Genomic DNA, 23859 nt, shown 5'->3' with positions numbered 1-23859 from the left:
CCGACCCGACCATTTCTGCTCACGAAGGCCGGCGCGACGCGCGCCCGCGCCGCCCTCAGCGCTTGCGCGGGGCGCCCGTGGAGCCGCGCACCACGAGCTGGGGCACGATGTCGATCGGCCGGAGGACGGCGTCGTCGTCGCCGGGCAGGAGCAGGTCCACGCACCGCCGGCCGAGTTCGGCGAAGTCCACCTGCACGGTCGTGAGCGGCGGCCAGAAGTGCTTCGCCTCGGGGATGTCGTCGTAACCGACCACCGACAGGTCCCCGGGGACGTCGAGGCCGTACGAGCGCGCGGCGTGCACCACCCCGAGCGCCATCGCGTCGTTCGAGCAGAAGATCGCGGTGCAGTCCCGCCAGCGCAGGAGCTCCCGGCCGGCGTGGTACCCGAAGTCGGCGGACCAGTCGCCCAGGATCGGCGGGACGACGGGCATGTCGCGGTCGGACATCTCGCGCAGGAAGCCCTGCATCCGGGCGTCCGCCTCGATCCAGTCCTGCGGTCCGGCGATGTGCCGGACGTACTCGTGCCCGAGGTCGAGCAGGTGCGCCGTCGCGAGCCGGGCGCCCTCCATCTGGTCGACCCAGAGCGCGGTCGGGTCCTCGCCGACGCTCGAGCGCATCGTGACGTACGGCGTCCGGATCCCGAGCTCCTCGATGAGGTCGAACACCCGCTGCTGCGGCGCGATGACCACGATCCCCTCGACGTCCTGGTCGAGCAGGTGCCCGAGGCCGTCGCGGACGGCGGTGTCGGTCGGCTCGGCGATGTTCGCCGTCGTCACGGAGTACCCGCGGCTGACCGCGGCGTCCTCGATCGCCTGCATCGTCACCGCCGGCCCGTAGTGCGAGCGCTGCGCGGTGAGCACACCGATCGTCCGCGTCCGGCTGGTGACCAGTGCCCGTGCGGCACGGTTCGGCCGGTACTGCAGCTGCTCCATCGCCGCGAGGACACGGTCGCGGGTCTCGGCCCGGATCGCGTCCGAGTTGTTGAGCACCCGAGACACCGTCTGGTGGGACACACCGGCAACCCGCGCGACGTCGCGGATGCTGGGCGACCGCGGTTGCTGTGCCCGCGTCGACGCCATTGCTACTCGTTTCCTGCCCGGGGCCGTGGCACGCCCATGTGCACGTTCACATTCCGAGCCAGATCATTATGCACGCCTCCGGCATCCACGCCACCTGAGTTGTCGCTCCCTGGCCGGGTGCAGGACGTGCCTACAGCCAGTTGCGCTTCCGGAAGATCGCCCAGAGCACGCCCATCAGGGCGAGCATCCCGAGGATCGCGACCGGGTAGCCGTACCGCCAGTGGAGCTCGGGCATGTGGTCGAAGTTCATCCCGTAGACCCCCGCGATGAGCCCCGGAGCGAAGAGGATCGCCGCCCACGAGGAGATCTTCTTGACCTCCTCGCCCTGCCGGTGCGCGGCGCGTGCGAGCTGGCGGCTCTCCTCGCCCTGCGCGAGGCTGGCGCTCGTCATGCGGCGCATCGCCTCGTTCTGCTCCTGCGACACCAGGGTCGCGTGCAGCGTCAGGGCGTTCTCGAGCAGGGCCCGGAACGAGTCCACCCGCTCGGTGACCCGCAGCGCGTGGTCGAGCACGTTCCGCAGGCGGTGCTGGACCTCGTCGTCGACGCCGTACTTGTCGGCGCCGCGGAGCAGCCCCTTCACCATCGCGGGCACCGGCTTCGTGGCGCGCTGGAAGGCCAGCACTTCGCTGAGGAGCTGGTAGATCCGCTTCGAGACGCCGGGGTCGACCTGCCCGGCGAACAGCTGGTCCTCGATGGCGTCGACGTGGTCCTGCAGGATCTCGACCACGGGGGCGTAGCCGTCGACGACCTCGTCGAGGACGGCGGCGGTGACGGCCTCGGAGCCCCGGGCGAGGAACTCCGGGTCGGCCTCGACCCGGGCTCGGAGCGCCGCCAGGTCGGGACGCTCGGCGTGCCGGACGCTCACCACGAACCGGTCGCCGACGAACAGGTGCACCTCACCGAACTCGACGGTCTCCGCAGTGGTGTCGAACCACGCCGGCCGGAGCACCAGGAAGAGTGTGTCGCCGTACCGCTCGAGCTTCGCGCGCTGGTGTCCCTTGCGGGCGTCCTCCACCGCGTTCTCGTGCAGGTCGAACTCGGTCGCGACGGCCTCGAGCTCGGTGTCGTCGGGGCGGAAGAGCCCGATCCAGGCGAGGTCGCCCCCGGTGGCGAGCGACAGGGTCGACGGTGACCCGACGCGACGTCCCTCGACGTAGATCGCGTTGTCGATCAGTGCCATGTGCGTGCTCCTCTCGGGAGCGGGCAGGCGCGAAGTGACCCCGGAGTGGTCCGGGGGAGGGGTTTGCTCAGCGAACGGGCTCGGCGACGACCGTCAGGGGCGGCCGGCCCGATCGAGGATGGTCACCCGACATCGCGCCTCACCTGCCCTTCTGCCGGTCCGTCGGCCGCGGTGCGCAGCCTCGTGGCCACACCCGTGACCGACGCCCGACCCTACTCCGTCGGGTCGGCGGAGCCAAGTGAACGAACGCTCACACACCACTGCCTCGGCGGCCCGCGGCGGGGGTCAGCGGGTGATGTGCAGACCGGCCGTCGCGAGCTCGGTGAGCTGCCACCCGAGCCACGGGCTCCACGCGAACGGTGCTCCGGCGACCGACTCGCGCAGCGCGGCCTCGGAGACCCAGGCGTACTCGGCGACCTCGTCGTCGGCCGGAGCCGGGACGTCGTCGGTGACCGCGCGGAAGACCGGGCAGACCTCGTTCTCGACGATCCCGGAGGCGTCGACGGCGCGGTACCGGAAGTCCGGCAGCACGAGCTCGACGTCGCGGACGGTGATGCCGAGTTCACGCGAGGCCCGTCGGGCGATCGCGTCCTCGAACGACTCGTCGGGGCCGGGGTGGCCGCAGAACGTGTTCGTCCACACCCCGGGCCACGTCTTCTTCGACAGCGCACGACGGGTCACCAGGACGTCGCCGTCGGTGTTCCGCACGTGGCACGAGAAGGCCAGGTGGAGGGGCGTGTGGTCGGTGTGCACCGTGAACTTGTCCGCCGTACCGATCGGGGTACGGTCATCGGCCAGGAGCACCACGGATTCAGGGAAAGTCGTCATCTGCATCGATAGGTTAGGCCAATGAGCGAGGAAGCGGCCACCGTGGCGCACATCGACCTCGCGCTCGTCGACGAATGCCTCGAGCGCTTCTTCGCCGTGTCGTCGGCGCGCGCCGAGCGGTACGGACGACCGTCCGGGGAACTCTGGCGGGTGCTCCGCAAGGCGAGCATGGGCGGCAAGCGCTTCCGCCCGCGCATGGTCCTCACCGCCTACACCGGCCTCGGCGGCGACGACCTGCACGCGGCCGCGCACGTCGGTGCCGCGTACGAGCTGCTGCACACCGCGCTCGTCGTGCACGACGACGTCATCGACCGCGACTGGTCGCGCCGCGGCCAGCCGAACGTCGCCGGGTCCTTCCGCGACACGGGCACGACGGGCGGCCTGCCGCTGCCCACCGCCGAGCACCGCGGCATGAGCGCCGCGGTCATCGCCGGCGACCTGGCGCTCGCGGGCGCACCCCGGTTCATCGAGTCGGCCGGTGTCACGGGTGACCGCCGTGCCCGCCTGCTCGAACTCCTCGACGAGGCCGTGTTCGCCAGCGCCGCGGGCGAGATGACCGACGTCGACCTCGCCCTCGGGGTGATGCCGACGGTGGACGAGGTCCTGCAGATGGAGCGTGCGAAGACGAGCGTGTACTCGTTCGAGGCCCCGCTGCAGTCCGGTGCGGTGCTGGCCGGCGCCGCCGAACCGATCGTCGAGGCGCTCGGCGCCTTCGGCCGCGAGATCGGGATCGCCTACCAGATCGTGGACGACCTGCTGGGGGTCTTCGGCGACGAGGGCACGACCGGCAAGACCGTCCTCGGCGACCTACGCGAGGGCAAGCGCACCATGCTGATCGCCCACGCCGCGACGACCGAGTGCTGGCCGGACATCGCGCCGTACCTCGGCGACCCGGACCTCAGCGAGGAGCGCGCGGCCGAACTCCGTGCGACCCTTGTCACCTGCGGCGCCCGGGCCGCCGCCGAATCGCGGATCGCCGAGCACACCGCACTCGCCCGTGCCGAGCTCGCCGGACTGCCGTACGACCTCGCCGACCGCCTGGAGGCCCTCGTGACCGAACTCGTGGAGCGCGCCCGGTGAGCCACAGCCGAACGGAGCCGCGTCCCACGACCCGGCTCCCGCTCTACGACGCCACGGCCGAGGCCGCGTCGGGCGTCGTCATCGACCGGTACTCGACGTCCTTCGGGCTCGCCAGTCGGCTGCTCACGAAGGACACGCGTGAGCACATCCGCAACGTGTACGCCCTCGTCCGGGTCGCCGACGAGGTCGTCGACGGGCCCGCGACCGAGGCCGGACTCGACCACGACCTCGCCCGGACGGTCCTCGACGAGCTCGAGGCCGACACCGAGCGGGCGATCGCGCTCGGCTTCTCCGTCAACCCGGTGGTGCACGCCTTCGCCCGCACCGCTCGGGTCACCGGGTTCGGCCCGGAGCTCACGCGGCCGTTCTTCGCCTCGATGCGGATGGACCTCGAGCGGACCGAGCACGACCAGGAGTCCTTCGACCGCTACGTGTACGGCTCGGCCGAGGTGGTGGGCCTGATGTGCCTGCGTGCGTTCGTCCACCGCGCCGGCCGGCCGACGTTCGACGGCACCGTGCTCGTCGACGGCGCCCGAGCGCTCGGTGCCGCGTTCCAGAAGGTGAACTTCCTGCGCGACCTGCACGCCGACTTCGAGGTGCTCGGCCGCTCCTACTTCCCGGGGGTCGACATCCGCAGCTTCGACGAGGCGACGAAGGACCGGCTGGTCGCCGACGTCCGGTCCGACCTCGACCGGGCCGCCCGCACCGTCCGGCTGCTGCCGGCCGACGCGCGGAACGCCGTCGGCCTCGCGCACGCGCTCTTCCAGGAGCTCAACGACCGCATCGCCGCCACGCCCGCCGACCGCCTGGTCACCACCCGGGTGCGCGTCCCGAACCCGGTGAAGGCCCGCCTGGCCGCGCAGGTGCTCGCCGGACGTGCGCCGCTGCGGTCGCGCGCGACCCACCACCGGACGGGAGGCACGGCGTGACCCCGCCCCGCGCCTCCAGTCCGAAGGATGCCGGCACCACGACCAAGCGCAAGGTGCCCGCCCGACGTGCCGTCGTCATCGGCGGCGGCATCAGCGGACTCGCGTCCGCCGCCCTGCTCGCGCGGGACGGCTTCTCGGTGACCGTGCTCGAGCAGCGCGGGCAGCTCGGCGGCCGCGCCGGGTCGTGGGAGCAGGACGGCTTCCGGTTCGACACCGGTCCGTCCTGGTACCTCATGCCCGAGGTGTTCGACCACTTCTTCCAGCTGCTCGGCACCTCGGCCGACGCCGAGCTCGACCTCGAGAAGCTCGACCCCGGGTACCGCGTGTACAGCGAGGGCTACGACGACCCGATCGACCTCCGTGCCGACAGGGAGGCGAACATCGCCCTGTTCGAGTCCGTCGAGCCGGGCGCCGGCAGACGGATGCGGAAGTACCTGGCCTCGTCCGAGGACACCTACGCGATGGCGATCCGCCGGTTCCTCTACACGACCTTCCAGGACCTCACGAAGCTCGCGGCCCCCGACGTCCTCCGACGGCTGCCGAAGCTCGCGCGCCTCCTCATCGAGCCGCTCTCGACCTTCGCCGAGTCCGCGGTCAAGGACCGCCGCCTGTGGCAGGTCCTCGGCTACCCGGCGGTGTTCCTCGGTACGAGCCCGTACGCGGCGCCGAGCATGTACCACCTCATGAGCCACCTCGACCTCGCCGACGGGGTGCTCTACCCGAAGGGCGGCATCACCGAGGTCATCTCCGCCGTCGAACGCGTCGCCCGCCGTGAGGGCGCGAAGATCATCGCCGGCGCCAAGGTCGAGCGCATCGTCGTCGAGGACGGCCACGTCACCGGTGTCGTCCACCGCGACCGCGCCGGTGCGCAGCACACGGCGCCCGCCGACCTCGTGGTGAGCGCCGCCGACCTCCGGCACACCGAGCTGCAGCTGCTCGACGCGGAGCACCGCACGTACCCCGCCGCGCACTGGGCGAAGCGTGACCCGGGGCCGAGCGCGGTGCTCGTCTACCTCGGCGTCGACGGGCCCGTGCCGGGGCTGCTGCACCACACGCTGGTGTTCACCGAGGACTGGAAGGCGAACTTCGGCGCGATCTTCGGCGCCGACCGGCACGTCCCCGACCCGGCGTCGATCTACGTCTGCGCTCCCTCGGAGACCGACGCCTCGGTCGCCCCGCGGGGATCGAGCAACCTCTTCATCCTCGTGCCGCTGCCCGCCGACCTGTCGATCGGCAAGGGCGGCATCGACGGTGCCGGCGACTACGAGGTCGAGCGGATCGCCGACCGCGCCATCGACGTCGTCGCCGAGCGCGCCGGGGTGCCGGACCTCCGCGACCGGATCCGGGTCCGCCGGACGATCGGTCCCCGGGACTTCGCCGACGACTACAACGCCTGGAGCGGCTCGATGCTCGGGCCGGCGCACACCCTGAAGCAGAGCGCGTTCTTCCGCGAGAAGAACGCCTCGGCGAAGGTCGACGGGCTCTACTACGCCGGTGCCTCGACGATCCCGGGCATCGGGCTGCCGATGTGCCTGATCAGCGCCGAGGTGCTCCTCAAGCGCATCCACGGGGACACCAGCACCGAACCGCTCCCGGCACCGCTCCGGCGGCCCGGCGCCACTGACTGATGCCCGGGCTCTACCTCGCCGGGCTGCTGGTGTCGCTCGTCGGCATGACCGTGCTCGATGCCCGGCTCCACCTGTTCTTCTGGCGGGCGCCGTGGCGGGCGGCGGCCGTGATGGTCGTCGGCGTGGCGTTCTTCCTGCTGTGGGACGTGCTCGGGGTCGCCCTCGGCATCTTCTTCATCGGGCCGCAGAACCTGCTGACCGGGGTCCTCCTCGCGCCGGACGTCCCGCTCGAGGAGCTCTTCTTCCTCCTGCTGCTCTGCTACACGACCATGAACCTGGTCGGCTTCGTGCAGCCCCTCGTCGCGCGGGGCCTGCGGCGGGCCGAGCGGAGCCGATCGTGACCGGCTCCGGCGCCTACGCCCTGCTCGCGCTGCCGTTCTTCGCCGCGGTCGCGGTGGTCGCCGTCGCCGCCGGGGTCGTCGCCGCACGACGTGCTCGTGCCCGGGGCCGCCGCGCACCGACCGGCCGACGGATCGCCCTCGTGACCGGACTCGTCGCCGGCATCGCCCTGCTCGTCATGACGATCGTGTTCGACAACGTCATCGTGACGCTGCGGATCGTGGCGTACGACCCGGCGCTCATCAGTGGTGCGAAGATCGGGGCGATCCCGGTCGAGGACCTCGCGTACTCGATCGCCGCGACCGTGCTGCTCCCCAGCCTGTGGGTCCTGTTCGACCGACCCACCCGGCCATCCCACGAAGAGGAACCGACCCGATGAACGCGAGCACCGCCTCCAGGCCGTCGACCCTGCGCGCCCTGTTCGTGTCGTCCCGCCCGATCAGCTGGGTGAACACCGCGTACCCGTTCGGCGCCGCGTACCTGCTCGGCAGCGGGGTCGGCGTCGAGGGCGGGGGCGGGTTCTCGCTCGTGGCGTTCCTCGTCGGCGTCGTGTACTTCCTCGTGCCCTACAACCTGGCGATGTACGGCATCAACGACGTCTTCGACTACGAGTCCGACCTGCGGAACCCGCGCAAGGGCGGGGTCGAGGGTGCCCTGCTCGACAAGAGCGTGCACCGCACCACACTGTGGGCCGTCGTCGTCACGAACGTGCCGTTCCTGGTCGCGCTCGTCGTGCTCGGCGCGGTGTCCGGCAACGGGCCGTGGTCGTGGCTCGTGCTCGCGATCAGCGTGTTCGCCGTCATCGCCTACTCGGCACCGGGGCTGCGCTTCAAGGAGAAGCCGTTCCTCGACTCGCTCACGTCGAGCACCCACTTCGTCTCGCCGGCGATCTACGGCCTGGCGCTCGCCGGCCCGCACTGGACCGGCCAGCTCGTCGCCGTGTGCGTGGCGTTCTTCCTGTGGGGCGTGGCGTCGCACGCGTTCGGTGCCGTGCAGGACGTCCTCGCCGACCGGGCCGGCGGGATCGGCTCCGTGGCGACCGTCATCGGTGCCCGCGCCACCGTGCGCCTGGCGTTCGTGGCGTACCTCGTGGCCGGTGTCGCGCTGCTGTTCTCGGCGTTCCCTGGTCCGATCGCCGCGATCGTGGTGGTGCCGTACGCCCTCAACGTGCTGCCGTGGTGGAACGTCACCGACGCGGGCGCCGAGTCCGCGAACGCCGGGTGGAAGCGGTTCCTCTGGATCAACTACCTCGCCGGGTTCATCGTGACGATGGCACTCATCGCGTACGCGTTCACGCACTGACCCGTGCCCTGACAGACTGGACGCACGCGCCGCGGGAGTCGTGGGGCGCCAGCCACGAAGGAGTGCACGCATGACGGTCCGGATCATCCACGTCGGTCTCGGAGGGTGGGGCGGCAACTGGGCCCGCACCGCCATCCCGGAGGTCACCGAAGTGGAGGTGGTCGGGATCGTCGACCCGGTCCCGGCGACACTGGACGCCGTGCGGTCGGACCTCGGCCTGCCCGAGTCGGCGGCGTTCGCGTCCCTCACCGAGGCGCTCGCCGGGGTCGAAGCCGATGCCGTCGTGATCACCGCCCCCGCCGTGACGCACGTGCCGCTCGCCCTCGAGGCGCTCGAGGCCGGCAAGCACGTCCTCGTCGAGAAGCCCTTCGCCAACACCACGGACGAGGCCGTCACCGCGGTCCGTCGCGCCGAGGAGCTCGGGCTCGTGCTCCAGGTCAGCCAGAACTACCGCTGGTACCCCGCACCCCGGGTCGTGCAGGACCTGCTCGCCGCGAGCACCGTCGGCGAGCTCTCGGCGATCAACGTCGACTTCCGGCAGTGGGACAACGACCTCGCGTTCGAGGAGCACCCGCACTACCGGTTCCCGCACGCGATGATCAACGACATGGCGATCCACCACTTCGACCTCCTCCGGATGATCACCGGTCGCGAGGCCGTCCGCGTGTTCGCGAAGTCGTCGTACCCGTCGTACAGCAAGTACCAGGACGAAGCCGTCGCCTCGATGATCATCGAGCTCGACGACGGCCTCGTGGTCAGCTACCGCGGCAGCTGGCTCTCGCGCGGCCCCCGGACGGCCTGGGCGGGCGAGTGGAGCATCCAGGGCGAGGACGGCGAACTGTGGTTCACGAGCCGCTCGGGGGAGCCGAACGCGGTGGCCGGGGACCGCGTGACCGTCCGCCGGACGCAGGACGACGAGGCCGAGGCGGTCGAGCTGCCGACGATGGCGCACACCGACCGGCAGGGCGGGCTGCAGGCGTTCGCGCGTTCGGTGTCCGGTGGTCCCGCGCCGGCGACGAGCGGTCGCGACAACCTGCGGAGCCTCGCGCTCATGGAGGCGGCGGGCCGCTCCGCTGCGTCGGGCTTGCCCGAGGACGTCGTCGTCCCATCCTGACGCCCGGCGGGCCCCGCCCCGCCCCGCGAAAGCGACAGTCTGCCGCCGCGGTCCCGCGGCACCCTGTCGCTTCCGCGGCACAGACGACGGGCCGGCCCACGGGTCTGTCGCTCCGGCGGCACGGACTGGAGGCGCGGTGCGGGCCCGACCCGCGCCTCCAGGCCGCCGTCCGGTCGCGCTCCCGCCCCGCGAAAGCGACAGTCTGCCGTCGCGTTCCCGCGGCACCCTGTCGCTTTCGCGACACGGACGGCGGGCCGGCCCGCGGATCTGTCGCTTTCGCGAGACCGGCACCGGCACCGGCGGTGCCCGCCGGCCGCGTCCGCCGTGCGCGGGACACGCCCGGGGCTGGACACGACCCCGGCCCGAGCGTGTACGAAATGGGGAATGGCCAAGGACAGTCTCCCCGAGCTCGAACTCGCGAACGTCCGCACACGTGAGGGCATCACGGACACCGTGACCGAGATCCGTCGTCGTGCGGACATCCCGGCGCGCACCCGCCTGGCGATCGCGAAGACCAAGCAGCGCTGGCACCGCGACCCCACCCCGCTCGTGGCGATGGGCGTGACCGCTGCAGCCGGTGTCGCGGCGATCGTCGTCGGCATCGCGATCCGGAACAACCCCGCCGGGCACCTCGCCGAGCCGCCCGCGTCGTCGGCCTTCACCGCGCTGCTGCCGTTCGGGGCCCGTGGTGGCGACGGCCCGGGCGCCGCCGAGCAGAGCCAGCCCGGGCGCAAGGGGCGCAAGGCCCGTGCGAAGGCCGCCGAGGAGTCGCTCGAACGCGACCCGCAGCACCGCGCACGCGTCAAGCAGCGCGCCGGCATCGCCGCGGTCCAGCGCCGGGCGACGAAGAACCGCAAGCAGGCCGCCAAGCGTTCGAAGCAGGCACTGAAGGCGAGGGGGTAGTCCCGTGGCACGCGAGCAGCACAAGCCCGAACCCGACGACCCCCGCAAGCCCGACAGTCCGGCGGACCTCACCAAGCCCACGCTGGTCTACACGCTGAAGAAGACGCTCCGCGAGTTCTCCAGCGACCAGTGCACCGACCTCGCCGCGAGCCTGACCTACTACACCGTGCTCGCGCTCTTCCCCGGTCTGCTGGCCGTGGTGTCGATCCTCGGGCTCGTGTCCGACCCGAAGAAGACGATCGACACGCTGCTCGACCTCGTCAACAACATCGGGGGCGAGCAGGTCGTCAGCCTGCTCCGGGACCCCATCGAGGGACTCGTGCGCTCGCCAGCGGCGCCGATCACGTTCATCGTCGGTGTGGTCGGTGCGCTCTGGTCGGCCTCCGGGTACGTCGGCGCGTTCGGCCGCGCGATGAACCGGATCTACAACGTCCGCGAGGGGCGTCCGATCTGGAAGCTCCGCCCGACCATGCTCGGTGTCACGCTCTTCACCGTGGTCCTGCTCGTCCTCGGGCTGCTCGCGCTCGTGTCCGGCCCGCTCGCTCGCAGCTTCGGCGACGTGATCGGGCTCGGCGACGCCGCCGCGACCGTCCTGAGCATCGTGCAGTGGCCGATCCTGCTCGTCATCGCGATCATCGTCGTCGCGGTGCTCTACTACTGGGCGCCGAACGTCAAGCAGCCGAAGTTCCGGTGGGTCAGCGGCGGGTCGATCGTGGCCATCCTGATCCTCGTCATCGCCAGCGTCGGGTTCGGCTTCTACGTCGGGAACTTCTCGAACTACAACGCCACGTACGGATCCCTCGGTGGCGTGATCGTCTTCCTGCTGTGGGTGTGGATCACGAACAATGCGCTGCTCTTCGGCGCGGAGTTCGACGCCGAGCTCGAGCGCGGACGGCAGCTGCAGGCCGGCATCCGTGCGGAGGAGGACATCCAGCTCCCCGAACGCGACACCCGGCAGATCGAGAAGCAGGACGAGAAGCGCGCGCAGGACGTCCTGGACGGCATCAAGATCCGCGAGGACGCCGACCGCCGCTGACGGGACATTCCCGGTCGGGGTCGCTACGGTTCGCCCGTGCCGTCCTTCCTCGAGGGGCTCCCGTTCTGGTGGCTGGTCCTCGCGCTCTTCGTCGTGGTGCTCTGCCGCGCGCAGGCGACCTACTGGCTGGCACGGCTCGCGGTCACCGGCGCGGCGCGGTCCCGCTGGGGTCGCTGGCTCGACTCGGCGGCGGTCCGTCGGGGTTCGGCGTTGCTCGACCGCTGGGGGCTGCCCGTCGTCACGGTCAGCTTCCTCACCGTGGGGCTGCAGACGATCATGAACGCGGCTGCCGGCATCGCCCGGGTGCCGTGGTGGCGGTACACGATCGCGATGGTCCCGGGCTGCGTGGCGTGGGCGTTCGTGTACGCGACGGTGGGGATCGCGCTGTTCTGGGCGGTGCTCGCGGCGTTCGCGGGGTCGCCGTGGGGCGTGATCGTGCTCGTCGTGCTGGCGGCGGCCGCCGCGGTCGCCGTGTGGACGGTCCGGCGTCGTCGCCGGCTCGCCGCGGACACGTCCCGGGTCTGACGGCCAGGAGACGCGGTGCCGGCCCGCCCCGCGGCCGTCGTCCGGTTCTCCACAGCCCAGGAGACGCGGTGCCGGCCCGCCCCGCGCCTTCCGTAGGGTGGTGCGCATGACCGACACCGCGCCTCCCGTCCGCCCGACCGCACTCGTCACGGGCGCGACCCGTGGGATCGGCCGGGCCATCGCGCTCGACCTGGGACGCACGCACCACGTGCTCGTCGGCGGCCGGACCGCCGCCGCCGTGGACGCGCTCGTCGCCGAGCTGCCCAGCGCGTCGCCGTTCGTGGGGGACCTCGGCGCGGGCGAGTTCCCGCCGCTGCCGGAGCGCCTCGACGTCCTCGTGCACTCCGCCGGGGTCGAGCAGGGCTCGACCGTCGCGGACACCCCGCGCGAGGTGTGGGAGCAGGTCTTCGCCACGAACGTGTTCGCGGTCGCCGAGCTGACGCGGCTCGCCCTCCCTGCCCTCCGCGCGGCGCACGGCATCGTCGTGCCGATCAACAGCGGAGCCGGGTTCCACTCCGGCCCCGGCGGCGGCGTGTACGCGGCGTCGAAGTTCGCGCTGCGGGCGTTCGCCGATGCCCTGCGGGAAGAGGAACGGGCGAACGGCGTCCGGGTGTCGAGCGTGCACCCAGGCCGGACGGACTCGGACATGCAGCGGGCGCTGACCGAGAAGCTCGGCGAGGACTACGACACCGACTACTACCTCGCGCCCTCGGACGTGGCCGACGCCGTCCGGACCGTGGTCGACCTGCCGGAGCGGGGCACGATCGAGTCGCTGGCGATCCGGCCGACGCGGCGGCGCTGACCCGCTGCGACGGGGGCGGGTCACCCGAGCTCGATCCTCGTGGTGAGGTCGAGGCGGTCGAGGAACGTCTCGTCGTGACTGACCACCACGAGGGCTCCCCGGTACGCCCGGAGCGCGTCCACGAGCTGGTCGACACTCGTCAGGTCGAGGTCGTTCGTCGGCTCGTCGAGTACCAGCAGCTGCGGCGGCGGATCCGCGAGCACGAGGCTCGCCAGCGCCACCCGGAACCGCTCCCCGCCCGAGAGCGCGCCGGCCGGGCGGTCGACGGTGTCCCCGCGCACCAGGAACTTCGCCAGCCGGTTCCGCACCTCGGCCGGCGGGACGTGCGGGGCATCCCGCCGGACGTTCTCGAGCACCGACAGCGCGTCGTCGAGTGAGTCCTTCCGCTGCGGCAGGTAGCCGATGCGCTCGACGTGCGGGACCGCAGTCGTGTCGGGCAACGGGTGCGCCCGCGCGCCGGGGACCCCGACGAGCTGCTCGAGGAGCGTCGTCTTGCCGACGCCGTTGTCCCCGGCGACCGCGATGCGCTCCGGACCCTGCACGATCGTCGCCCGCCCGCGCAGCGTGATGGTCGCGATCTGCCGCGACGCCGGCACGTCCGGGTCGGGGAGCGTCACGTGGATGGACTCGTCCGCGCGCAACCGTCCCTCCGCCTCGCGCTTGGTGGCGAGTGCGGCGGCCTCGTCCTCGGCGTACCCGGTGCGGAGCCGCCCGGCGGTCTGTTCGCCGCGCTTCCGCATCTCGTTCGCGAAGATCTTCGGCATCCCCTCGGCGGCCTTCACCCCGGACCGGGCCCGACGGGCGATCTTCGTCTCGGCCTCGATGCGCTGGCGCTTCTCGGTGCGGTGTCGCTGCTCGGCGACCCGGACCTCGCGTTCGACGGCAGCCTGCTGCACCGCGAGGTGCTCCTCGAACGCGCTGAAGGTCCCGCCGAACACGGTCATGCCGCCCGCGCGGAGCTCGGCGACCTCGTCGACGTGCTCCAGGAGCTCGCGATCGTGGCTGACGACGACGAGGGTGCCCGGCCAGTCGTCGACCATGTCGAGCAACATGCTCCGCGCACGACGGTCGAGGTTGTTCGTCGGCTCGTCGAGGAACGCGATCGGGAGCCCCCGCAGCCGGATGCCGGCGACCGCCACGAGGACGGCCTGACCTCCGGACAGGGTGCTCACCGGACGCTCGAGTTCGGCGCCGATGCCGAGGCCGATGCCGTCGAGCGCCGCGGCCGCACGTTCCTCGAGGTCCCAGTCGTCGCCCACGGCGTCGAAGTGCTCCTGAGCGGCGTCACCGCCGAGGATCGCGCGGAGGGCCGTCAGGGTCGGACGGATGCGCAGGAGGTCGGCGACCGCGTCGTCGTTCTGCGGTTGCAGGCGTTGCGGCAGGTGGTCGACGGGGCCGGACGTCGTGATGGTGCCCGACGTGGGGTGGAGCCGACCCGTGGCCAGCCGGACGAGGGTCGACTTGCCGGCACCGTTCCTCCCGACCAGGCCGGTCCGGCCACGGCCGAAGGCGGTGGTGAGGTGGCTGAGCGCGACGGTGCCGTCGGGCCAGGCGAAACTGAGGTCGTTCAGGACGACGGACGGACTGATGGGCATACGGGTGCCTCCCCGGTGGTCGATGCTGGGCGCACGACACCGGACCCGCCACGGGAGGGCGGAGCGCCCGACGGGGCGCGACGATCACGGTGTCAGCGCGAGGGCTGAGCAGATCCGGTGATCGACAGCAATGCGTCCACTTCCGTCGGGGAGCCCTGCGTGACCGCCACCCGCACCGCCGGTCGGTCGTCCCGCACCGGTGGCCTCGCGATGACGACGAGGACCCGCCCACGGTACGCCGGGAGTCTCGCGCCGCGCAAGGCCCTCGAGCCGTGACAGGCTGGGGGCATGCCGGAGAACCTGCTGCCGAACCCGACCGCGAACCCCGAGACGCTCCTGCCCGCCGACCCGGAGGTGACCGCCGCCCTCGCCGCCGACGCCCCCGTCGCGAGCGTCGTGGTGTCGCACCCGGCGTCGAGCCTGGCGTGGGCACTGCTCGCCGACGAGGCGTGGGAGCGTGGGGCGACCCTCGAGTCCTACGCCTACGCGCGGGTGGGGTACCATCGTGGGCTCGATGCGCTGCGGAAGGCGGGCTGGCGCGGCGCCGGGCCGGTGCCGTGGTCGCACGAGCCGAACCGGGGCGTGCTGCGGGCGCTGTTCGCGTTGCGGCGGGCGGCTTCGGCGATCGAGGAGCCGGGCGAGCCCGAGCGGCTGACGGAGTTCCTCGATGCGTCCGACCCGGCGGCGATCCCGGCGCTGAGCGCGTAGCGGGCGAGCGCAGGCGCGGGCGGTTCGTCGCTCGTCTCCGCCGGTACGCGCATCTTTCGGGCTCGCTGACCGTTCTGGTTCGTGAAACCCGGGAATCGCGAACCAGAACGGTCACGAACGCCGTGGAACCTCCCTCTGCCTGCGCAGCGGGCTGGCTCGCGCCCGGCTGGCGCACGACGAAAGTCACCTCGAACCGCGCTTCCGCCTGGTTCGAGGTGACTTCCGTTGTGCGAGCCGCGGCGAGCCGCCGGCGGCTAGCGCGCGGCCACGGCGCGCCGCCGCGCGAGCAGCACCCACGCACCCGCGGCGAGCAGCAGCGCCGCCACGGCCCCGGTGACGAGAGCGGCCGGCCCGGACACGCCCGTGTACGCCAGCACTCCCCGCGCGCTCGCCCGCTCGGCCACGGCGTCGGACGCCCCGCGGTCACCAGCACCAGCACCAGCGCCCGGTCCCGAGCCCGAGCCGGCACCCGCGCCGGAGCCCGAGCCGGAGCCCGCGCCGCCGCCCGAGCCCGCGCCCGGGCCAGGCGTCGGCGGTACGACCACCGACTCGACGGGCTCCACGACGACCCGGACGACCGCCACCACGGTCTGCCCCGCGTGCGTTGTCACCTGGTACCGCACCGCCGTCGCCGGTCCGGAGAACGACGACTCCGGGGTGAACGTCACCTGCACGCCCTCGACCGTCCAGACGCCCTCGCCGGGGACCCGGAGCCGCTTGCCGTCCGCCGAGAGCTCCGCCCCCTCGATCCCGTCGCCGCTCAAGCGCAGCAAGTCCGGGTCCGCCGAGCTCCCGTCGAGCGGGTCGTTGCCGAGGACGTCGATCGTCACCGGCTCGCCCTGCTTCGTCGTGCCCTCGTCGTCGACCGCGACGGCCTCGGGCAGGACGACCTCGAACGCGGTCCGGTCGGCGTTGTTCGACAGGTCGACGTCGGTCACCGAACCGTCGAGTGCGATCGCGGGGCGGGCTGCGTCGAGGCGGTCGCTCGTGAAGTCCGTGACGCTCTCGACGGGCATCGTGTGGAGGCCGGAGCGGGTCGTCACCGGCACCGTCCCCCGCACCGCGATCGTGACCGCACCACCGGGCGGGCCAGACCAGTCGGCGGCGACCGCACCCTGTCCCGCCGCGGTGCCGCACGTCGCCCCGGCCTCCGCACGGCACGTCCACCGCACGTCCGTCAGCGGCAGTCCCTCGGTCACCGCCACCGTGCGCGCGACGGCGTCGACCGCTCCGCCGATCGTCGCCGGCCCGTCGTTCACCGACCGCAGCTCGAACGTGACGTCCTCGCCGGGTGTGACCGGCGCGTTCGTCAGCGTGTGGGCGGTCGTGACGACGTCGGTCGGCTGCGTCGCCCGCAGGTTCCGGATCTCGTGGAACTGCGTCCGGCCACCGGTCGATGCGCTGAAGCCGAACCGCACCTGTTCCGGCAGCGCCGTGGCGGGGAGGTCGGCGCTGACGACCTCGCGCAGCTCGCCCGCGTCGGCGCCGGGGTCGGTCGGCTCGGACATGGCGACGAGCACCCGGATCCCGCCGGCGTCGGTCGGCAGGAGATCGATCTTCACGTGGCGGTGCGTGGCCGCCTCGGCCGTGGTCTCGCGGTCTTCGAGGAACCCGTCGCCGAGGTCCCCGGTGGTCGCGAGGACCGGGTAGCACTCGCGCTCCGGACCCCGGACGGTGATCGCGTTCGGGACGACGTCGGGACGCGCGAAGTTGCCGAACCGGTCGAACCCGATCCCGACGACCCCGCCGTCGAGGCCTTCCTCGCAGGGGCGGGTGCCGTCGTGGTAGCCGAGGCCGGCACCGACGGGCCCGATCGCGTCGAGCGGGACGGCGGCGTCCTGCAGGAAGAACCCGATCCCGTCGGCGTACCCGGTGTCCGTCGTGCTCCACATCCGCTGGTCGAACTCGACCGTCAGGCCGTGGCTGGAGTCGTAGGGCGACTCGTTGTAGACGGCGGAACTCACCCGCTTCGTGTCGTCGGTCAGCCGCAGCCACCGTCCGGCGGCGCCGTGGTCGACGATCGCTGCCTGTCCGTCGTCCGTCGCGATCCGGGTCCAGCCGGCGGGCATCGTCGTGCCGACCGGCAGTCCGACGAAGGGGTCGGTGACCGGGAACGGCGCGACCGCGTGCGCGGGGGACGTCGTGGCGACCGCGGTCGCGAGGCCGCCGCCGACCACCACGAGGGCGGTCAGGGCGGCGCTCGCGACGGCGCGCCTGGGAGTGCTGTGCATGGGGTCCTCTCTGCTGGTGGAGAAGACCCTTCCGTACGCCCGACGCAGGCGCAAGGAATATGTATCAGATATACGACTTCCGGGCTGCGCTCAGCCGAGCACGACGCTCCACGAGAACGCCTGCGGCCAGAGCTGGTGCTCCGGCAGCACGTCGAGGCCGCACGCACGCGACCCCAGGCCGTGCTGCGCGGCGTCGAGGTACAGGTACAGGTGCTCCGACACCGGCAGCTCGTACGGGTGCATCGCGCGACCGATCTGCTGCGCGGTCCACGGCGACAGGGTGAACCCCGCACGGTGCGAGCCGACGGTCGACACGGTGAACGGCCCGACCGACAGCTCGCGCAGCGACGGCCGGTGCCCGGTCTCCTGCGGCATCGAGTACTCGACGCCGAGCGACCGCACCGGTGCCGAGAAGCGTCCGACGCGGGCGGCGTGCGACGAGTCCGCGTACGACTCGAGCGGCCCCGTGCCGAACCACGACGCGTCCGAGTCAGCCAGGGACGCTGGCAGGTCGAACCGCACCCCGATCCGTGGCCACGTGACGTCCCACGCGCCGAACGGAACCGCGTCGGTCTGGAGCAGCAGCCCGGCGTCGGTCAGGGTCCAGCGGTGCGTGACGTCGACGCCCCACCCGCTGTTCGCCGCCGCGACGCGGACCCGCTGCTCGAGCCCGGAGTCCGTCCGCGACACCGACACGAGCCGGTGCGTGAGCCGGTCCAACCCGCGTTCCCGCCAGCGTGTGGCCGACGGGGGAGCGTCCGGGTCGCCCACGCCGTGCGTCAGCACCGGGTCGGCCGTCTCGTACCCGCCCTGCGACGCCAGACTGTCGTTGTCGGTCGGTGCGCGCCACAGCTCGAGTCGCGGCCCCGCCACCTCGTGCCCCTTCCAGGACACCAGGTCACCGCGGGCCGAGAACGTCCCGTCGCCGAGTCGGTCGCCGTCCCACCCCTGACCGGAGGCCCGTGGCACGTCCGCCTCGCGCGATGCGACGAGCGTCTGGGTGCGTGCCAGGACGTGGCCGGTGTCCGCCCACGCGGTCGGCCCCGCCAGTTCCGCCGTGACGTCGAACCACAGCTCGTCACCGGGGGCGAGCGTCGCGGTCGCGGCCTCGAGCACCTCGTCCGGCACCGGCACCGTGGCGGAGGACCGCGCCGCGACGACGCCCGGCGAGAACCGGCCCTCGTGCTCCACCACGCCGTTCCGGGACAGCGTCCAGTGGAACCGCAGTCCCGCGGTCGAGGCCGAGTGGTACCGGTTCTCGACGAGGACGGTGGTGTCCGACGCGGACAGCCGGATCGGCGCCACGACGGCCGCGAACTCGGCCAGCCCCGGCGTCGGGGTGTCGTCGGGCAGCACCAGGCCGTCCATCACGAAGTTGCCGTCGTGGACGACCTCGTGGAAGTCGCCGCCGTACGCGTAGTAAGGCTGTCCGTCGGGGGTGTGCGCGAGCAACCCGTGGTCCCGCCACTCCCACACGAACCCACCGTGCAGCCGCGGGTACTTGTCCACGAGGGCCTCGTACTCGGCGATCTGGCCGGGTCCGTTGCCCATCGCGTGCACGTACTCGCAGTGGATGAACGGCTTCGACCGCTGGCGAGCCGCCTCGGCCGGGCCGCAGCCGAGCAGGGGCGTTGCCGGACCGCCGCCGATCGACTCGGTCTCCTGCAGCGACGGGTACATGCGCGAGTACACGTCGGTGTAGGCACCCGTGTAGTCGCCCTCGTAGTGGACCGGACGTTCGTCGTCGCGGTCGTGCACCCACTGCGACATCGCGGCGAGGTTGCGGCCGGTCCCGGACTCGTTGCCGAGCGACCACATCACGATCGACGCGTGGTTCTTGTCGCGCTCGACGGTCCGCGCGATGCGGTCGAGGTACGCGTCGCGCCAGGCCGGGTCGTCCGACGGGTTGCCGACCCAGCCGGTGAAGATGAACCCGTGCGTCTCGAGGTCGCACTCCAGGATCACCCAGAAGCCCAGCTCGTCGGCGAGGTCGAGCACGCGGGGGTGCGGCGGGTAGTGCGACGTCCGGATGGCGTTGACGTTGTTCCGCTTCATGAGCGCCATGTCGGCGCGTGCGTGCTCCTCGTCGAACACCCGACCGCGCACGGGGTGGGTCTCGTGCCGGTTCACGCCGTGGAACACCACGCGCTCGCCGTTCACCAGGAACCGATCGCCCTCGATCGACACGGTGCGGAAGCCGAGCCGCAGCGACACGGTCTCACCACCGGCGCTCCCACCGGCTGCGGTCCCGGTGGACAGCGTCGCGTCGTACAGCGTCGGGAGCTCGGCGCTCCACGGCTCGACCCCCTCGACGGTGATCGGTCCGACCTCGTCGGCGGACGCCCACGAGACGTCGACGCCGAGCGCGGGCACCGTGAAGCGCACCGGGAACGCAGCATCGACGGTCGGGAACGAGATCGTCCCCGTGCCGGTCGACGGTCGGCCGGACGCCGCTGTCCCGGCGCTCGCCGCACTCCCGAGCACGGCGGTCCAGCCGGCCTGCACGAACACGTCGTCGATCGGGGCGGTCGGCCGCGCCAGCAGCGTGACGTCGCGGAAGATCCCGGGCAGCCACCACTGGTCCTGGTCCTCGAGGTACGAGGCCGCCGACCACTGGTGCACCCGGACGCGGACCTCGTTCGCCCCCGGTCGCAGCACGGACGTGACGTCGAACTCCGTCGCGAGCCGCGACCCGGTCGACCATCCGATGACGACGCCGTTCACCCACACCCGGAAGTGCGACTCCACCCCGTCGAACCGGAGCAGCACCCGGGCCGCGGCGTCGAAGGACGACGGGAGGTCGAAGGTGCGGCGGTAGTCGCCGGTCGGGTTCTCCTCCGGCGGGTGCGGCGGGTCGATCGGGAACGGGTACTGCAGGTTCGTGTAGCTCGGCGCGCCGTGCCCGTGCAGCACCCAGTGCGCCGGCACCGGGATGGTGCCCCACTCGTCCTCCGGCCCCGGTTCGGGGACGTCCGCGACGGGCGACCACCGGAAGTCCCATTCCCCGTCCAACGACAGGGCGGGAGCGTCCGTGTGCAGCCAGGCCCGTGGGGCCAGCCGGGTGTCCGAACCGGGGGCGGTGGAGGAGAGTGCGGCGATGGTCAACCCTTGACCGATCCTTCCGTGAGGCCCCCGCGCCAGAAGCGCTGCAGGACGATGATGGCGATGACGAGCGGGATGACCGAGACGAGCACCCCGCCGGTGGTGAGCTGGTAGAACTCCGGCAGCCGGTCCACCTGCGAGCGCCAGTTGTTGAGTCCCAGTGTGATCGGGTACAGCTTCTGGTCGGCCAGCATGATGAGCGGCAGGAAGAAGTTGTTCCAGATGCCGACGACCTGGAACAGGAACACGGTGACGAGTGCCGGCGTCATCTGCCGGAGCACGATCGTGTGGAAGATCCGGAGCTCGCCGGCCCCGTCGATGCGTGCCTGCTCGAGGAGCGCCGTGTCCACCGACGCCGCGGCGTACACCCGGCAGAGGAACAGGCCGAACGGTGAGACGAGGCTCGGGATGAGCACGCTCCAGTACGTGTCGGTCAGGCCCAGCGTCGAGAACAGCAGGAACAGCGGCAGCGCCGTCGCCGTCCCCGGCACGAGCACGCCGCCGAGGATCGTGCCGAACACGAGCTGCCGACCCCGGAACTCGTACTTCGCGAGCGCGTAGCCACCCGCCGCGGCGAAGTACGTCGCGAGGACGGCGCCGACGCCCGAGTACAGGATGCTGTTCGCGATCCAGCGGACGAAGATGCCGCCGTCGTACGTGAACACCTGCTGGAGGTTGCTGAACAGCGCGAAGTCGCCGCCGAACCAGAACCCGTTCGTGGCGAACAGTGCGCCGGTGGTCTTCGTCGCGGCGATGATCACCCAGTACAGCGGGACGAGGAAGTAGATCGCGACGATGACGAGGATGCCCGTCACGACGATCTGCGACTTGCCGGAGCGGTCGAGCTTGCGGCGCTGGTGCGCCGAGATCGACGTGGTGTCCACCGGGACCGCGGTCTTCGCGGTGGCCGGCGCTTCGATGGCTTCGCTGCTCATGCGTCCGCCCCCTTCGTGACGGTGGTGCCGTGGTCCGGACCGGAGCGGCCCGGGAGGTGCGGTGCGGCCTGGGTGGTGACCGTCCCGGCGGACGCGACGCGCGTCTGGAGCGCGACCCGCGCCTCCTGGCCGTCCCGCTTCGCCCGCTTGCGGCGATCCCGCTCGTCCTTCGGCGGACGGTTCGTCAACGCGAGGAACGCGAACGACAGGATGAACGCGGCCAGCGCGATGATGACCGCCTGCGCACTCGCGACGCCGTACTCGTTGAACGCGAACGCGTTCGTGTAGGCGGCGTAGTTCGGCGTGTACTCGGTGTCGATCGCGGGGGCGACCGTGGACAGGATCTGCGGCTCCGCGAAGAGCTGCAGCGTGCCGATGATCGAGAACACCGTCGTGAGCACGAGTGCCGGCGCGATGAGGGGGATCTGGATCCGCCACGCGACCTGGAACGCGTTCGCGCCGTCGACCTTGGCGGCCTCGTAGACCTCGCCGGGGATGGACTTCAGCTGCGCCACGATGATGAGCATGTTGTAGCCGGTGTACGTCCACGTGACGATGTTCGCGATCGACCAGAGCACGCTGTTCGCGCCGAGGAAGTCCGGCTGGAGCCCGATCCCCTGCAGCAGCGACACGATCGGCGACAGGCCCGGCACGTACAGGAACGACCACAGGATCGTCGCGATGACGCCGGGGACGCCGTACGGCATGAAGTAGATCGCACGGAAGAAGCCCGGCCAGCGGGCGCTCGCCGACTCGAGCAGCAGCGCGAGGATCGTGCAGGCGATGATCATCACCGGGACCTGCACGATGCCGAACAGCAGCATGCGGCCGATCGAGGCGACGAAGCCGGCGTCCTGCAGGGCGATCGCGTAGTTGTCGAAGCCGGCGAACTTGCCGACGACGCCGTCCTCGCCGAACAGCCCCTCGCGGTCGACGGTCGTGAACGACTGGAACAGCGCGCTGATGATCGGGATGATGAACGTCAGCACGAACAGGGCGAGGAAGGGTGCGAGCAGGATCCACGGGGCGCGCTTCTGGGCGACCGTGGCCTTCGTGCTCGTGCGGAAGCCGTTCTTCGGCTGCGTCGTGGTCATCGTGCCGTCCTCACGCTGAGGCCCTTGTCCTTGAAGGACTGGACGATCTCCTTCTGGGCGAGCTCCACCGCGTCGGTGAGCTTCAGCCCACTCGTGAGCTTGCGGCGGAACTGGTTCTGCAGACTCGTGAACGCCGACTGCGTCACGGGCGACCAGGACCACTCGACGTTCTGCTCCTGGGCGGCGGGGACGAAGACGTCCTCGTTGTAGTTCTGCCCGGAGAACCACTTGCTCGGCTGTTCGCGCTGCGCCCCGATGTAGTCCTTCGCGGGCGACCACCCGATGCCGCAGTACTTGATCATCGCGTCGATGCCCTCCTTCGAGGTGGTCATCCACGTGATGAACTCGAGCGCTTCCTTCGGGTGCTTCGCGTTGGCGAGCACCGCAGCCGTCGAACCGCCGATCGCGCTCGACCCGAACCCGGTGTCGCCCCACTTCTGCATGGGTGCGACCTTCCACTTCCCCTCGCCGCCCTGGACGGACTCGATGAGGGCGTCGCCCCAGCTCGCGCTCGTGACGGCCGCGATCTTGCCGCTCGCAGCCGAGGCGTACCAGCCCGGGGAGTACGCGCCGGCGCTCGTGTCGACGAGCTTGTCGTCGATCACGCCGTCGAAGAACTCGGCGACCATCAGGGTCTTCTCGTCGGTCATGTCGACGACCCACTCGTCGCCGTCGACCTTGAACCACCGGGCGCCGGCCTGCTGCGCGTACGCGGCGAAGGGCGAGGCGTCCGAGACCGGGAAGACCTCGAGGTAGTTCTGCGCCCCGGTCTTCCGGACCTTCTCGGCGAGGTCGCGCCACTCGTCCCACGTCGTCGGGGGTTCGCCGCCGGCCTGCTCCAGGAGCGCCGTCTGGTAGTAGAAGCCCATGGGGCCGGTGTCCTGGGGGATGCCGTAGATGCCGTCCACGAACGAGACCTGCGCCCAGGCGGCGTCGTCGTACTTCGACTCGAAGTCCTTCGCGCCGTAGCGGGCGAGGTCGACCAAGCCGTTGGCGAGCATGAACTCGGGGATCTGACGGAGCTCGACCTGCCCGATGTCCGGGCCACCACCGGCCGCGAGCGCGGAGTACATCTTCTGGTACCCGCCGCTGTTGCCGCCCGGGATCCAGTTCGCGGTCACCTGGATGTCCGGGTGCGTCTTGTTCCAGACGTCGCAGACCTTCTGCAGGTCCTTGAGCCAGGCCCAGTAGGTCAGTTCGACCTTCTGCCCGCTCGCGGCGGCGGGGATCAGCGCCGCCTTGTTCACGTTGGTCGAGCCCGGCACCGCGCAGCCGGCGAGCAGTCCGGTCGCGGCCGCGCCGAGGCCGAAGCCCAGCAGTTGTCGTCGGGAGATGGGCCGTCGGTTCGGTGGAGGCGTCATTGCCGGGACTCCGGTTCGTCGTCGAGCGGGATGCCTCCAACCCAACCACAAAACCGAGCGCAGCTGTACTTTCACGAAGATTCTGGACG

General features: G+C 71.7%; 21 protein-coding genes. 12 read left to right on the top strand and 9 right to left on the bottom strand.

Features of this window, described 5'->3' with window-relative positions; all coding sequences use genetic code 11:
• Nucleotides 1-55: 55 nt before the first annotated feature.
• The 3 genes from BJK06_RS05965 to idi form a co-directional block, all read right to left on the bottom strand.
• On the bottom strand, nucleotides 56-1078 hold the full coding sequence (locus tag BJK06_RS05965) for a LacI family DNA-binding transcriptional regulator (RefSeq protein ID WP_070417111.1): 1023 nt from the start codon (nucleotides 1076-1078) through the stop codon (nucleotides 56-58).
• A 130-nt stretch (nucleotides 1079-1208) separates the two neighbouring features.
• Nucleotides 1209-2258, bottom strand: a complete 1050-nt coding sequence (locus tag BJK06_RS05960; protein WP_070417110.1) for a magnesium and cobalt transport protein CorA — start codon at nucleotides 2256-2258, stop codon at nucleotides 1209-1211.
• A gap of 285 nt (nucleotides 2259-2543) precedes the next feature.
• Nucleotides 2544-3086 (bottom strand): isopentenyl-diphosphate Delta-isomerase, encoded by a 543-nt coding sequence (gene idi, locus BJK06_RS05955; RefSeq protein ID WP_070417109.1) that lies wholly within the window; start codon nucleotides 3084-3086, stop codon nucleotides 2544-2546.
• A 21-nt stretch (nucleotides 3087-3107) separates the two neighbouring features.
• On the opposite strand from idi, the gene BJK06_RS05950 reads away from it, so the two are divergent.
• The 11 genes from BJK06_RS05950 to BJK06_RS05900 all read left to right on the top strand — a co-directional run bounded on the left by BJK06_RS05950 (nucleotide 3108) and on the right by BJK06_RS05900 (nucleotide 12744).
• On the top strand, nucleotides 3108-4166 hold the full coding sequence (locus BJK06_RS05950; RefSeq protein WP_070417108.1) for a polyprenyl synthetase family protein: 1059 nt from the start codon (nucleotides 3108-3110) through the stop codon (nucleotides 4164-4166).
• Nucleotides 4163-5095, top strand: coding sequence for a phytoene/squalene synthase family protein (locus tag BJK06_RS05945; protein WP_070417107.1), 933 nt, complete (start codon nucleotides 4163-4165; stop codon nucleotides 5093-5095). The genes BJK06_RS05950 and BJK06_RS05945 overlap by 4 nt, the downstream gene beginning before the upstream one ends.
• Nucleotides 5092-6723 carry a phytoene desaturase family protein gene (crtI, locus tag BJK06_RS05940; RefSeq protein ID WP_083295095.1) on the top strand — a complete coding sequence of 544 codons (1632 nt, stop codon included), beginning with the start codon at nucleotides 5092-5094 and terminating at the stop codon, nucleotides 6721-6723. The genes BJK06_RS05945 and crtI overlap by 4 nt, the downstream gene beginning before the upstream one ends.
• A complete protein-coding gene (locus BJK06_RS05935; RefSeq protein ID WP_070417106.1) occupies nucleotides 6723-7064 on the top strand; it encodes a lycopene cyclase domain-containing protein in 342 nt (113 codons plus the stop codon). Before crtI ends, BJK06_RS05935 begins: the two co-directional genes overlap by 1 nt.
• Nucleotides 7061-7441, top strand: a complete 381-nt coding sequence (locus tag BJK06_RS05930) for a lycopene cyclase domain-containing protein (protein ID WP_070417105.1) — start codon at nucleotides 7061-7063, stop codon at nucleotides 7439-7441. Before BJK06_RS05935 ends, BJK06_RS05930 begins: the two co-directional genes overlap by 4 nt.
• Complete coding sequence (locus tag BJK06_RS05925; protein ID WP_070417104.1) at nucleotides 7438-8364, top strand: prenyltransferase; 927 nt, start codon at nucleotides 7438-7440, stop codon at nucleotides 8362-8364. Before BJK06_RS05930 ends, BJK06_RS05925 begins: the two co-directional genes overlap by 4 nt.
• Before the next feature lie 70 nt (nucleotides 8365-8434).
• Complete coding sequence (locus BJK06_RS05920) at nucleotides 8435-9478, top strand: Gfo/Idh/MocA family protein (protein ID WP_070417103.1); 1044 nt, start codon at nucleotides 8435-8437, stop codon at nucleotides 9476-9478.
• Between the two features lie 384 nt (nucleotides 9479-9862).
• Nucleotides 9863-10381 carry a hypothetical protein gene (locus BJK06_RS05915; RefSeq protein ID WP_070417102.1) on the top strand — a complete coding sequence of 173 codons (519 nt, stop codon included), beginning with the start codon at nucleotides 9863-9865 and terminating at the stop codon, nucleotides 10379-10381.
• 4 nt (nucleotides 10382-10385) lie between these two features.
• Nucleotides 10386-11417 (top strand): YihY/virulence factor BrkB family protein, encoded by a 1032-nt coding sequence (locus tag BJK06_RS05910; protein WP_070417101.1) that lies wholly within the window; start codon nucleotides 10386-10388, stop codon nucleotides 11415-11417.
• A 36-nt stretch (nucleotides 11418-11453) separates the two neighbouring features.
• Complete coding sequence (locus tag BJK06_RS05905; RefSeq protein ID WP_083295094.1) at nucleotides 11454-11942, top strand: DedA family protein; 489 nt, start codon at nucleotides 11454-11456, stop codon at nucleotides 11940-11942.
• Nucleotides 11943-12048: 106 nt separating this feature from the next.
• Nucleotides 12049-12744: an SDR family oxidoreductase gene (locus tag BJK06_RS05900; RefSeq protein ID WP_070417099.1), complete on the top strand. Its 696-nt coding sequence runs from the start codon at nucleotides 12049-12051 to the stop codon at nucleotides 12742-12744.
• A gap of 20 nt (nucleotides 12745-12764) precedes the next feature.
• On the opposite strand, the gene BJK06_RS05895 is transcribed toward BJK06_RS05900, so the two are convergent.
• A complete protein-coding gene (locus BJK06_RS05895) occupies nucleotides 12765-14339 on the bottom strand; it encodes an ABC-F family ATP-binding cassette domain-containing protein (RefSeq protein WP_070417098.1) in 1575 nt (524 codons plus the stop codon).
• Between the two features lie 288 nt (nucleotides 14340-14627).
• Between BJK06_RS05895 and BJK06_RS05890 the strand changes: the two genes are divergently transcribed.
• Nucleotides 14628-15047 carry a DUF3151 domain-containing protein gene (locus BJK06_RS05890; RefSeq protein ID WP_070417097.1) on the top strand — a complete coding sequence of 140 codons (420 nt, stop codon included), beginning with the start codon at nucleotides 14628-14630 and terminating at the stop codon, nucleotides 15045-15047.
• 254 nt (nucleotides 15048-15301) lie between these two features.
• On the opposite strand, the gene BJK06_RS05885 is transcribed toward BJK06_RS05890, so the two are convergent.
• From BJK06_RS05885 to BJK06_RS05865, 5 genes are all read right to left on the bottom strand, one after another.
• Nucleotides 15302-17278, bottom strand: coding sequence for an Ig-like domain-containing protein (locus BJK06_RS05885; protein ID WP_070417096.1), 1977 nt, complete (start codon nucleotides 17276-17278; stop codon nucleotides 15302-15304).
• A gap of 90 nt (nucleotides 17279-17368) precedes the next feature.
• Nucleotides 17369-20383: a glycoside hydrolase family 2 TIM barrel-domain containing protein gene (locus BJK06_RS05880; protein ID WP_156794781.1), complete on the bottom strand. Its 3015-nt coding sequence runs from the start codon at nucleotides 20381-20383 to the stop codon at nucleotides 17369-17371.
• A complete protein-coding gene (locus tag BJK06_RS05875; RefSeq protein WP_092384698.1) occupies nucleotides 20380-21315 on the bottom strand; it encodes a carbohydrate ABC transporter permease in 936 nt (311 codons plus the stop codon). Before BJK06_RS05875 ends, BJK06_RS05880 begins: the two co-directional genes overlap by 4 nt.
• Nucleotides 21312-22409, bottom strand: coding sequence for a carbohydrate ABC transporter permease (locus tag BJK06_RS05870; RefSeq protein ID WP_070417095.1), 1098 nt, complete (start codon nucleotides 22407-22409; stop codon nucleotides 21312-21314). Before BJK06_RS05870 ends, BJK06_RS05875 begins: the two co-directional genes overlap by 4 nt.
• Nucleotides 22406-23770, bottom strand: a complete 1365-nt coding sequence (locus BJK06_RS05865; RefSeq protein ID WP_070417094.1) for an extracellular solute-binding protein — start codon at nucleotides 23768-23770, stop codon at nucleotides 22406-22408. Before BJK06_RS05865 ends, BJK06_RS05870 begins: the two co-directional genes overlap by 4 nt.
• Nucleotides 23771-23859: the final 89 nt, after the last annotated feature.

It is taken from the genome of Curtobacterium sp. BH-2-1-1 (assembly GCF_001806325.1).
In the GTDB taxonomy this organism is placed as follows: Bacteria; Actinomycetota; Actinomycetes; order Actinomycetales; family Microbacteriaceae; genus Curtobacterium.
The sequence above is the reverse complement of the archived record's forward strand: the minus strand, read 5'-3'. Positions and strand labels throughout refer to the sequence as shown.